The sequence below is a fragment of the Streptomyces sp. NPDC104309 genome (assembly GCF_055584025.1).
On sequence record NZ_JBVJMV010000025.1, the window covers coordinates 59,176 to 71,142 of the forward strand.

General features: G+C 69.9%; 8 protein-coding genes. 5 read left to right on the forward strand and 3 right to left on the reverse strand.

All coding sequences use genetic code 11. From position 1 onward, the window contains the following. Positions 1–49 precede the first annotated feature (49 nt). From ACZ68L_RS30280 to ACZ68L_RS30300, 5 genes are all read left to right on the forward strand, one after another. Positions 50–1,417 (forward strand): ABC transporter substrate-binding protein, encoded by a 1,368-nt coding sequence (locus ACZ68L_RS30280; protein ID WP_469582977.1) that lies wholly within the window; start codon positions 50–52, stop codon positions 1,415–1,417. A 4-nt stretch (positions 1,418–1,421) separates the two neighbouring features. Continuing rightward, on the forward strand, positions 1,422–2,840 hold the full coding sequence (locus tag ACZ68L_RS30285; protein WP_469582979.1) for a carbohydrate ABC transporter permease: 1,419 nt from the start codon (positions 1,422–1,424) through the stop codon (positions 2,838–2,840). Then, complete coding sequence (locus ACZ68L_RS30290) at positions 2,837–3,748, forward strand: carbohydrate ABC transporter permease (protein WP_469582982.1); 912 nt, start codon at positions 2,837–2,839, stop codon at positions 3,746–3,748. Before ACZ68L_RS30285 ends, ACZ68L_RS30290 begins: the two co-directional genes overlap by 4 nt. Before the next feature lie 162 nt (positions 3,749–3,910). Further along, positions 3,911–6,217 carry a bifunctional glycosyltransferase/CDP-glycerol:glycerophosphate glycerophosphotransferase gene (locus ACZ68L_RS30295; protein ID WP_469582985.1) on the forward strand — a complete coding sequence of 769 codons (2,307 nt, stop codon included), beginning with the start codon at positions 3,911–3,913 and terminating at the stop codon, positions 6,215–6,217. A 58-nt stretch (positions 6,218–6,275) separates the two neighbouring features. Then, entirely contained in the window at positions 6,276–8,450 is a 2,175-nt protein-coding gene (locus ACZ68L_RS30300; protein WP_469582987.1) for a bifunctional glycosyltransferase/CDP-glycerol:glycerophosphate glycerophosphotransferase, read from the forward strand. A 27-nt stretch (positions 8,451–8,477) separates the two neighbouring features. Here ACZ68L_RS30300 and ACZ68L_RS30305 read toward each other — a convergent pair whose 3' ends face one another. From ACZ68L_RS30305 to ACZ68L_RS30315, 3 genes are all read right to left on the reverse strand, one after another. After that, positions 8,478–8,852, reverse strand: coding sequence for a DMT family transporter (locus ACZ68L_RS30305; protein WP_469582990.1), 375 nt, complete (start codon positions 8,850–8,852; stop codon positions 8,478–8,480). A 70-nt stretch (positions 8,853–8,922) separates the two neighbouring features. After that, a complete protein-coding gene (locus ACZ68L_RS30310; protein WP_469582995.1) occupies positions 8,923–10,437 on the reverse strand; it encodes a methyltransferase domain-containing protein in 1,515 nt (504 codons plus the stop codon). Positions 10,438–10,486: 49 nt separating this feature from the next. Continuing rightward, positions 10,487–11,728: a glycosyltransferase family 39 protein gene (locus ACZ68L_RS30315; protein ID WP_469583000.1), complete on the reverse strand. Its 1,242-nt coding sequence runs from the start codon at positions 11,726–11,728 to the stop codon at positions 10,487–10,489. Between the last annotated feature and the right edge of the window lie 239 nt (positions 11,729–11,967).

Below are 11,967 nucleotides of genomic sequence, written 5' to 3' on the forward strand. Positions count from 1 at the left end.
ACCGGGCGTAGGACTGTGCGCACACGACGATGTGAGAGACGGGGAAGCTATGCGCACAACCCTTCGGATCAGCAGGGCGGCCGTGGTGTTCAGCGCCATCGGCGCATTGGCCCTCACCGGTTGCAGTGACGACGGCGGCAGTGGAAAGGGCAAGCCGGAAAAGAGCTCCGGGAACGGCAAGGGGAGCCCGTCGGGCGTCGCCCTGCCGAAGCTGGACGGCGAGAAGCTCTCGGTCGCGGCGGTCTGGACCGGAGCCGAACAGGCCAACTTCGTCAAGGTCCTCAAGGAGTTCGAGAAGCGCACGGGGGCGACGGTCACCTTCGTCCCGGCGCAGGACCCGATCGTCAACTTCCTCGGTACGAAGATCGCGGGAGGTCAGCCGCCGGACGTCGCGATGATCCCGCAGGTCGGCGCGATCCAGCAGGCCGCGCAGAAGAAGTGGGCCAAGCCGGTCGGCCCCGAGGCCAAGGCCCAGCTGACCAAGAACTACTCGCAGGTCTGGCAGGACCTCGGCGCGGTGGACGGCACCCAGTACGGCGTCTACTTCAAGGCCGCCAACAAGTCCCTGATCTGGTACAACGCCAAGGCGTTCGAGAACGCGGGCGCGTCCGAGCCGAAGACCTGGAAGGACTTCCTGGCGACGGCGGAGACGGTCTCCGCCTCGGGTGTCACCCCGGTCTCGGTCGGCGGTGCGGACGGCTGGACCCTCACCGACTGGTTCGAGAACATCTATCTCTCCCAGGCGGGCCCGGAGAAGTACGACCAGCTGGCCCAGCACAAGATCAAGTGGACGGACCCGTCCGTCAAGGACGCGCTGACCACGCTCGCGCAGCTCTTCGGCAAGCCGTCACTGATCGCGGGCGGCGCCGACGGCGCGCTGCAGACGGAGTTCCCGGCATCGGTCACCCAGACCTTCACCGGCGGTGACCAGCCCAAGGCCGCGATGGTCTACGAGGGAGACTTCGTGGCCGTCAACATCGCACAGACGAAGGCGAAGATCGGGACGGACGCCAAGGTGTTCCCGTTCCCGGCGGTCGGCGCCGAGTCCCCCGTCGTGACGGGCGGCGACGCGGCGGTGGCCCTGAAGGACGGCAAGGGCGCGCAGGCCCTGCTGACCTGGCTGGCCTCGACCGACGCCGCGAAGATCATGGCCGAGCAGGGCGGCTTCATCTCGCCCAACAAGGCCCTGGACGATGCCGCGTACCCGAACGAGGTGCAGCGCACCATGGCGAAGGCACTGGTGGCGGCGGGTGACGCGGTCCGGTTCGACATGTCCGACCAGGCTCCGCAGTCGTTCGGCGGAACGCCCGGGAAGGGCGAGTGGAAGACCCTCCAGGACTTCCTGAAGAACCCGAAGGACATCGCCGGGACTCAAGCGAAGCTGGAGTCCGACGCGGCCAAGGCGTACAAGAGCTGACGGGATGACGACAGCCGCAGCGGGGGGCGCCGACGCGGTGCCCCCCGCCGACACGCATCCGTCCGGACAGCCGTCGGTACCCGCGCCCAGGAAGCCGTCCGATGCCCCGGCCGGTGGCCCGGGGCGCGGACTCAGGAGTGTGACCGGCACCCGCCGGATCATCGCCGCGCTCTTCCTGGCGCCCGCGCTGGTGCTGCTCGGCGCGCTCGTGGTCTATCCGATCGTGTACTCCGTGTACCGGTCGTTCTTCGACCAGGCCGGTACGGGCTTCGCCGGACTCGACAACTACAAGGCGCTGTTCACGGACGACACCATCCGCACGGCGATCAAGAACAACGCGATCTGGGTCGTGTTCGCCCCGACGGTCTCCACCGCCCTCGGGCTGATCTTCGCGGTGCTGACGGAACGGATCCGCTGGGGTACGGCGTTCAAACTGATCGTCTTCATGCCGATGGCGATCTCCATGCTCGCCGCCGGCATCATCTTCCGGCTGGTGTACGACCAGGCCCCGGAGCGCGGGGTCGCCAACGCCGTATGGGTGGGTGTGCACGACACCTTCACCGAGTCGGCGAGCTATCCGAAGGCGCATCCGCTGCCCGTCCATCCGCTCAAGGCGGGCGGCGGCGGCTCGTTCGTCACCAAGGCGCCGGTGCGGGCCGGACAGCCGGTCCAACTGCCGCTGGTCGGTGTGGCGCCGGCGAAGATGCCGACGGACGCGAAGCCGGCGAAGGCCGCCGCGGCGGCGTCCGGGAAGATCACCGGTACCGCGTGGCTGGACTTCACCAAGGGCGGCGGCGGCAGGCCGAATGTCATCGATGCCAAGGAACTGGGGCTCAAGGGCATCAAGGTCGAGGCGGTCAAGGACGGCAAGGTGGTCGCCTCGGCGACCGCGGGCGCGGACGGTACGTTCACCCTGCCCGCCTCGGCCGACGGTGCCGAACTCCGGCTCCCCGCATCGAACTTCGCGGAGCCGTACAACGGGGTCGAGTGGCTCGGCCCGACGCTGGTCACACCGGCGATCATCGGCTCCTACGTCTGGATGTGGGCCGGGTTCGCGATGGTGCTGATCGCCGCGGGCCTGGCCGGTCTGCCGCGTGAACTCCTCGAAGCGGCCCGGGTGGACGGTGCGAACGAGTGGCAGGTGTTCCGCCGGATCACGGTGCCGATGCTCGCGCCCGTTCTCTCGGTGGTGCTGGTCACGCTGATGATCAACGTCCTGAAGGTCTTCGACCTGGTCTTCATCATCTCGCCCGGCTCCTCGCTGGCCGACGCGAACGTGCTGGCGCTCCAGCTCTACCGCTCCTCGTTCGGCACGGACGCCGACCTCGGGATCGGCAGCGCCATCGCCGTACTCCTGCTGCTACTGGTACTCCCGGTGATGTACGTCAACATCCGCCGGATCCGGAAGGAGGGGCGCCGATGACGACAGCCTCGCCCACGACCGCGAGCACGACGGCCGGTACCGCACCGGTGAAGGCCGAGCGGTCCCTCGGAGCACGCATCGCCGCCCGCGCCGGCGGCGGCGTGATGCGGGTCTTCCTCATCCTGGTGGGCCTGTTCTGGCTGATGCCGACCGTCGGGCTGCTGCTCTCCTCGCTGCGCGGCGCGGACGACATCGCGTCGAGCGGCTGGTGGAAGATCTTCACAGCCCCCTCCCAGCTCTCCTTCGACAACTACTCCCGGCTGCTGGACAATTCGACCATCACCCACTCCCTGCTCAGCACGGTCGTGATCACCGTCCCGGCGACCGTCCTGGTCGTCGTGATCGGTTCACTGGCCGGATACGCCTTCGCCTGGATGGACTTCCCCGGCCGCGACTGGTGGTTCCTGCTGGTCGTGGGGCTGTTGGTGGTGCCGGTCCAGGTGGCTCTGGTCCCGGTGTCCAAGCTCTTCGGCGCCATCGGGATCTTCGAGACGACCTTCGGCGTGGTCATCTTCCACACGGCCTTCGGTCTGCCCTTCGCGATCTTCCTGCTACGGAACTTCTTCGCGGAGATCCCGAGGGAACTGCTGGAGGCGGCCCGGCTCGACGGGGCCGGCGAGATCCGGCTCTTCACCCGGGTCGTGATGCCGCTCGGCGGCCCGGCGATCGCCTCGCTGGGCATCTTCCAGTTCCTCTGGGTGTGGAACGACATGCTGGTCGCGCTGATCTTCGCGGACTCCGGCTCCCCGCCGATCACCGTGGCCCTGCAGCAGCAGGTACGGCAGTTCGGCAACAACATCGATGTGCTGGCGCCCGGCGCCTTCGTGTCGATGGTGATTCCGCTGGCGGTCTTCTTCGCCTTCCAGCGCCAGTTCGTCTCCGGCGTGATGGCGGGCGCGGTGAAGTAGTACGCCGCACAGCCGTACGTCAACACGGGGTGGTCCTGTTCACCGCAACAGGGCCACCCCACCTGCTGTTTCACGGGTTTGCCACGTTTTGACGTAACTCCGTCACTCCATCGGCCGTTTGCGGACCGCCCGCCCGCGCTGCGAACGACCCATGGATGTGTTGTGCCCCGGTTCAGTGTCATCGTGCCCGCGTACCGGGTTCAGGCATATCTGCACGAGAGCCTGGACTCGGTGCTGACCCAGTCGTTCGAGGACTTCGAGCTCATCGCGGTGGACGACTGCTCACCCGATGCCTGCGGCGCCGTCATCGACGAGTTCGCCGCCCGCGACGGCCGGGTGCGGGCCCTGCATCTGCCGGAGAACGTGGGCCTGGGCCGGGCCCGGAACGCCGGGATGGCGCAGGCCACCGGCGACTACCTGATCTTTCTGGACAGCGACGACACCCTCGCCCCCGGCGCCCTGCGGGCCGTTGCCGACCGGATCGAGGAGACCGCGGAACCCGACGTGCTGGTCTACGACTACGCCCGTACGTACTGGACGGGCGAGAGCGTGCGCAACACCTTCGCCGAGCACCTCGCCCAGACCGGCCCCGCCACCTTCACGCTCGCCGACCGGCCGGGGCTGCTGAAGGTCCTGATGGTCGTCTGGAACAAGGCGTACCGCCGCGAGTTCGTCGAGGCCGAGGAGTTCGCCTTCCCGTCCGGTTACTACGAGGACACGCCCTGGACCTACCCGGTGCTGATGGCCGCCCGCTCGATCGCGGTGCTCGACCGGGTGTGCGTCGGCTACCGGCAGCGGCGCCAGGGCAACATCCTGGCCACCACCAGCCGCAAGCACTTCGACATCTTCGAACAGTACGACCGGGTCTTCGCGTTCATCGACTCCCGACCCCGGTTCGCGCCCTGGCGGCCGGTGATCCACCGCAGGATGCTCGACCACTTCTGCACGCTGTTCACCACCCGGGGCAGGCTGCCGCGCGGCAGCCACGCCGAATTCTTCCGCCGCGCCCGCGCCCACTGCGCCCGCTACCGCACCCCCGGCGCCCCCGCCACGCGCCGCGCCCGGCTGCGCCACGGCCTGATCCGGCTGGGCGCGCGCCGTACCTACCGCGCGCTGTGGGCCGCGCAGCTGCTGTACAGACGGCTGCGAAGGGCCACCGCGGCCGTCCGCCGGGTCCTGCGGGCCGCCGCCCTCCAGGCCTACTACCGCGTCCAGTTGCGGCTGCCCGTCCAGACGGACCGGGCGGTGTTCGCCGCGTACTGGCACCGCGGCTACGCCTGCAGCCCGGCGGCGATCGAGGCGAAGGCCCGCGAACTGGTCCCCGGGCTGCGGACCGCCTGGATCTGCCGCCCCGAGCACACGCACACCGTGCCCACCGAGACGCACGGCATCACCCCCGGGACGTACGGCTACTGGCGGGCACTGGCCCGCTCCGGCTATCTGGTGAACAACGTCAACTTCGACCGACGGCTGGTCAAGCGGCGCGGCCAGGTGCTGCTCCAGACCCACCACGGCACTCCGCTCAAGACCATGGGCCTGGACCTTCAGGACCGGCCGGCGGCGGCCCGCGGGACGGATTTCGGGCAGCTGCTCGCCAACGTCGACAAGTGGGACTACTCCCTGTCCGCGAACCGGCACTCCACCCTCGTCTGGGAGAAGGCCTATCCGTCGGCCTCCGCGAGCTGCGCGACACTGGAGTACGGCTCTCCGCGCAATGACATCTACCAGCGGGCCACCGCCGACGACGTGGCGCGGCTGCGCGAGTCGGTCGGCGTCCCCGAGGGCGCCCTGGCCCTGCTGTACGCGCCCACGCACCGCGACTACCGGCGCGACCAGCACTCCGTGCTCGACCTGGCACGCGTGGCGCGGGACCTCGGTCCGGGCTTCGTGATCCTGGCCCGCGCCCACTACTCGTACGGGGGCCAGCCGGTCCGCGAGCCGCATCCGCGGGTCGTCGACGTCAGTGGCCACCCGTCCGTCGAGGCCCTCGCGCTCGCCTCCGACGCGCTGATCACGGACTACTCGTCGCTGATGTTCGACTACGCAAATCTGGACCGGCCCGTCGTCATCCACTGCGGCGACCGCGAGGCGTACGAAGCGGCCCGCGGCACCTACTTCGACCTGCACTCCTGCCCGCCCGGCGCGATCGCGTACAGCGAGGCCGAGCTGCTGGACATCTTCGCGACCGGTCACTGGTGCGGCGCCCGCTCCGCCCGGCAGCGCGAGGCGTTCCGGGAGCGCTTCTGTCCGTACGACGACGGGCACGCGGCGGAGCGGGTGGTGCGCCGGGTCTTCCTGGGCGAGACGGCCGTACGTCCGCCGGTGATCCCTCCGGCGCTGCGGCGGCCCGCACCGGCGGCGGGCGACCCGGCACGGGTCGCGGTCCCCGCCCCCGCCGCGCTCCCCGGGGACCGGCAGGCTTCCACGGATCTCGGTCTCGCCGGGGCGGGCCCCACCAACCTCCCCTGACCGCGCCTTCCCCGTGCCCCCGACCGCCCCCGAGAACCGAGTCCGAGGAAGAGCCCGTATGACCCGGCTGAGTGTCATCATCCCCGTCCGCCGCGCCCGAGGGCAGCTGCGCGAGTGCCTGGAGTCGGTGCTCACCCAGTCGTTCACGGACATCGAGGTGATCGGGGTCGACGACGGAGCGCCGGACGGATCGGGGCTGCTGTTCGACGAGTTCGCCGTACGGGACCGCCGGGTGCAGGCCGTCCATCTGCCACCGGGGGCCGGCCAGGACGGCCGGCGCAACGCCGGGGCCGAGCGGGCCGTCGGCGACTATCTCCTCTTCCTGGAGGGCAACTTCGTCCTGCTGCCGGGCGCGCTGCGGGCCGTCGCCGACCGGCTGGAGGCCTGTGGTGACCCCGAACTCCTGCTGTTCGGCCATCACCGGCGGCCGTTCCGGGGCCGCCCCCGGCCGACCCGGTCACTGGAGCTGCTCCGCGCGCTGCCCGAGGACCGGCTCACCCTCGCCGGGCATCCCGTACTCCTGGATATCGCACCGGTCTCCTGGAACCGCGCCGTGCGCCGCTCCCTTCACGAGGGCGAGAAGCTGGTGTTCGGACCCGGACAGCACGGGGAGCGGATGTACGCGCTCCAGACCCTCGCCGCGGCCGGATCCGTCGCCGTGCTCCCCACCGCGTGCGTCGAGCACCGCGGCGGGCGCGGTCTGCCCGTCGAGGCCGACGGGCCCGAACCGGCGGACGGCTCCGCACCCCACCGGCTCGTCGACGCGTACGCCGGACTGATGGAGTTCGTCCGGGACCGGCCGCCCCTGCGTCCCGTACGGGCACCGCTCTTCTGCCGGGCGGCCTGGGAACTCCTCGCCGGGTACCCGGCGGTGACCCGGCGACGCAGGCGCTACGTACGGTCCGTGGCGGCCTTCCACCGGGCGCACCGGCCCGAGGAACACCGCTTCCCGACCGGCGCCAAGGGGCTGCGGCCGAGACTGATGAGCGACGGCCGGTACGTCGCGCTCGCGGCCCTCGACACGGTCCTGGCCCTGCGCCGGAACCTGCGGGCGGCGCCCGGCGCGGTCCGGGCGCGGGCCGGACGCGCCCTGTCCACGCGTTACTACTGGTGGCAGCGGAGGCTTCCGCTGGACCCCGGGCTCGCCGTCTACGCCGCGTACTGGAACCGCGGGGTGAGCTGCAATCCGGAGGCCGTCTTCCGCAAGGCCCGGGAGCTGGCCCCGCAGGTGCGCGGGGTATGGGTGGTGGCGAGGAACCAGGCGGACACGGTGCCCGAGGGCATCGACCACGTGGTGCCGGGAACCCGCCGCTACTGGCAGGTGCTGGCCCGTGCCACGTACTTCTTCAACAACGTCAACTTCCCCGATCACCTGGTCAAGCGGCCCGGCCAGATCCATGTGATGACCCATCACGGCACTCCGCTGAAGATCATGGGGCTCGATCAGCAGGACTATCCGGCGGCGGCCCAGGGGCTGAGCTTCGACCGGCTGCTCCAGCGCGTCGACCGGTGGGACTGGAGCGTCTCGGCCAATCCGCACTCCACCGAGGTGTGGGCCCGCGCCTACCCGGGCGCCGCGCGCTCCCTCGAAGCGGGCTATCCGCGCAATGACGTCTTCGCGACGGCGACGGACGAGCGGATCGCGGAGATCCGCGCGGGGCTCGGCATCCGTCCCGGTCAGCGGGCCGTGCTGTACGCCCCGACGCACCGCGACTACGAGGCGGCGTTCACCAGCCGGCTGGATCTGGTCCGGCTCTGCGAGGCGCTCGGCCCGGACACCGTGGTGATGGTCCGCGCCCACTACTTCTACGAGGGTGCCGGACTGCCGGCGCACCCCTCGCTCCTCGATGTCTGCGACCATCCGCGGATCGAGGAGCTGTGCCTGGCGGCGGACGCGCTGGTGACGGACTACTCGTCGGTCATGTTCGACTACGCCCATCTGGACCGTCCGATCGTGGTGCACGCCCCCGACTGGGAGACGTACCGCACGGTCCGGGGGGTCTGCTTCGATCTGCTGTCCGGAAAGCCCGGCGACACCCCGGGGGCGGTCTCCACCGGCACGGAGGAGCTGGCCCGGATCCTCCTCGACGGCAGCTGGCGGAGCCCGGCGAACGAGGCGCTGCGGGCCGCGTTCCGGGCCCGGTTCTGCCCGTACGACGACGGGCGCGCCGCGGAACGGGTGGTGCGGCAGGTGCTGCTGGGGGAGGCGGCGCCGGTCGGCGGACGGGCCTGAGGACGAGGTCCGTCCGCCGACGCGGTCTCAGCGTTGCTGGCCCGCCATCACCGTGACGAGCCCGACGACCACGAGCAGCGAGCCGCCCCAGGTCCACATCGAGGTCCGCTCGTGCAGCACGGTCGCGCCGGCCAGCACGATCAGCAGATACCCGAGAGCGTTGAACGGGTAGGCGATGGACAGCGGCACCTTGGCCAGGGTGGTCATCCAGGCGAGGGCCGACACCGCGAAGACCACCAGGCCGAGGACGACCCAGGGGCTGGTCGCGGCGCGCAGGGCGATGGATCCACCGCCCTGTGCGGCGGCGGCCGCGGCACCCTTCATCCCGTGCTTGAGCATGATCTGGCCGCCCGCCGACGAGAACACGGCGAACAGCAGCAGCATCAGACTGGGAAGGGTCAAGGCCTTGCTCCTGACTGCGACGACCGGGGCTGCGGACAACAGTGCGGGGGTGGAACGGGGGACGGCGGCCTCAGACGCCGACCCGGTCGGCAGAGGCGTGCTGTCGGTTGAGGATGTCCTGTACATCGACGTGCTCTCCAGCGATGATCGTCTCGGCCGCGTGCGGGGTGAGCAGCGCGACGTGCTGATAGCCGAACAGCGTCGGCCGGATCCGGGTGAACAGTTTCGACACTCCGCCGAGGACCGCGGGAAGCGGCCCACCGCCGAGCAGCGCCCAGAACGGGGCCCCGGTGGAGGCGATGTGGAGGACGTCGTATCCGGCGTCCCTGACCGTGCGGCGCAGGCTGGCCCGGGTGAAGAAGCGCAGATGCGTTTCGTCGAGGATGCCGCGCCGGTCGTAGTCGAAGACCCCGAGCGCGACCCGCAGCCTTGAGTACCAGTGGCTGAAGTTCGGTACGGAGAGCAGCACATGGCCGCCGGGCCGCAGCACGCCGGCGACCTCGGCGAGCACCCGCTCGGGGCGGGAGAGGTGCTCGATGACGTCGCCGGCGACCACGTAGTCGAAGCCGGCGCCGATCCCCGCGGGCAGGCCCTCCTCCAGATCGGCGAGGTGGAAGTGGGTGCATTTCTCGCGTACGCCGGGGACCTCGACGTAGTCCACACCCGTCACCTCGTGGCCGAGGGCTTCGAGGCGCTGTGCGAACAGGCCGCCGGAGCAGCCGAGATCGAGGACCCTGCCGGGCGGGAGGCTGCGCATCTTCTCCAGGATCACGGCGTGCGAGGAACCGTCACCCTCCTTGAACGCGTACTCGACGGGCTTGGGGATCCAGGCGCAGGTGCCGAATCCCTTGACGGCGAGCCGGTATTCGAGGACGTCCTTGACGACGTCCTTCGCGTACTTCATACCGTTGACGTAGCAGATCTCGTCGCCGTAGTAGGTGGGGACGGGGATCTCCTTGATCCGCATTCCCTCGTTGAGCAGCTGGACGATGATCTGGGTGTCGAAGTCGAAGGCGTCGGTGTTCCGGTGGATCGGCAGCTTCTTGAGCGCCGCGACGCTGTAGGCGCGATACCCGGAGTGGAATTCGGTGAGCTGCGAGCCGAGGAGGGCGTTCTCCAGGCGGGTGAGAATGCGGTTGCCGAGCCATTTGTACATCGGCATGCCGCCCTTGAGAGCGGATCCGGATTTCATCATCCGGGATCCGAACACGGCTTCGCATTCGCCGCGCTCGATGGGCGCGACCATGTCGGGCAGGAATTCGGGGGCGTACTGCCCGTCGCCGTGCAGCAGCACGATGATGTCGAGCCCGTGTTCGGCAGCCAGCGCGTATCCGGCCTTCTGGTTTCCGCCGTATCCGAGATTCTTGGTGTGCCGCATCACCACGGTCCGCGGCATTCCCTCCGTCTGCGACCAGCGGCAGCCCGCGGTGAAGGTCGCGTCATGGCTCGCGTCGTCGAGGATGAGGACCTCGGCGACCTTGGACCGGAAGTCCTCCGGAATGCGGTCGAGGGTCCTCTCCAGCGTCGTCTCGGCGTTGTACGCGACCACCAGGATGCCGATCCTGGGGCTCGGGCTTTCCTTCACGGGGCGTTCTCCAGTTGTGCTCGGTGCTCGGTGCTCGGGGGTGAGGCAGTCAGTTGACGGTGGAACCGGTGGGCCGTGAGGGGCGGGGCGCCATGACCGAGGCCCGCCCGGCGGTGGGCGGCGCGGGCTGGGCCGGCGGTGCGGCGAGGATCTTGCGGATTCCGCTGACAAGGCCGACGGCGAGGACGAACCAGCCGGCCTCGCCGAAGTGCAGCACCGTTTCGCTCCAGCGCACGGCGGAGCGTCCCTGGTAGCCGAGGACCGCGGTCAGGCCGAGCAGACAGTTGTAGGCGGCGCCCTCCCAGAACCCGACGACGAACAGTCCGGCGGCGGCCCAGGTCAGGTACTGCAGGGCCGAGGCGGTGGAGAGCAGCAGCAGGAGGCCCATCGTGACGCCGACGACCACGGGCAGTTGCGCGGGACGCAGTCGGGCGAGCCACACCCCGGCCGCCACACAGACCAGCACGAAGAGGAAGTGGCCCTCGCCCTGGACGAAGGTGATGAACGACTGGGGCAGTCCGAGCACGTCGGCGAACCGGACGAGGCCCCAGAGGCGGTAGCTGCCGCCCGCGTACTCCAGGACGTTCTCCTTGAGGTTCTCCGGCACGGTCAGCAGGACCGGCCCCCAGACCAGGGCGATCAGGGCGGTGAACCCGGCGGTGAAACGGATGAGCGCCGGCCGGCCGGCCCGCAGCGCGACGACGAACAGCGCCGGGATCACCACCACCGGGACGAACTTCACGCTGATCGAGAGCGCGGCGCACACCCCGGCGGCCAGCGGGGACTTCCGGTCCACGAGCAGATGGGCGGCGGTCAGGGCGAAGGTGATGGCCACCGCGTCGGTGTTGCCGTGATAGCCGGAGGTGGCGATCAGTACAGGGCTGAGGGCGACGCCCACCCCGCAGGCGACCGCCAGGCCGACGGAGCCACGGCGGCGCGTGATTTCGAACACGACGAGCGCGCAGAAGAAATCGGCGATCGAGGCAGGTGATCTGATCAGCGTTCCGAACGGGATTCCGAGTTCGGAGAGGTCGTTCAGGCCGAGAAGCATCCAGCCGGCCAGTGGCGGATGATTGTAGACGGGCAGTCCCGGCAGCGGCTGTTCATAAATCCGAATGGGGCCGTACCGCACGACGGCCTTGGCGAAACCGTGAAAGATTCGCACGTCGGCCGGGCCCGGCATGTTCGCCGCGATCAGCATTCGGGTGAGGAGACCGACGGCGGCGGCGATGAGCACCACCGCTCTTGCCCGCCGCACGTCCCAGGTTTCGCACCGCATTCGGATACCCATGAAAGCAGAACGTAGCAACCCGAAGGCGCTGGACAGTGCACCGATAACCACACTTATATGGAACACGACTTCAATCCCCTGCGTATCTGCACAAACGTCCGAATTCCTGAATCACTCGAACGGTTCAGGCGAGGCGTGGTGGCGTCGGCCGGCCGCTGCCGGAACGGCCGGTCCGCGCGGACCGGGGCCCGGCGGACCGGGGGCCCGGCGGACCGGCCGGACCAGGGCCGGATCAAGGC

Coding starts and splice junctions, on each gene's coding strand:
- ACZ68L_RS30290 (WP_469582982.1), top strand. CDS start 2,837: ATGACGACAGCCTCGCCCACGACCGCGAGCACGACGGCCGGTACCGCA.
- ACZ68L_RS30285 (WP_469582979.1), top strand. CDS start 1,422: ATGACGACAGCCGCAGCGGGGGGCGCCGACGCGGTGCCCCCCGCCGAC.
- ACZ68L_RS30315 (WP_469583000.1), bottom strand. CDS start 11,728: ATGGGTATCCGAATGCGGTGCGAAACCTGGGACGTGCGGCGGGCAAGA.
- ACZ68L_RS30280 (WP_469582977.1), top strand. CDS start 50: ATGCGCACAACCCTTCGGATCAGCAGGGCGGCCGTGGTGTTCAGCGCC.
- ACZ68L_RS30300 (WP_469582987.1), top strand. CDS start 6,276: ATGACCCGGCTGAGTGTCATCATCCCCGTCCGCCGCGCCCGAGGGCAG.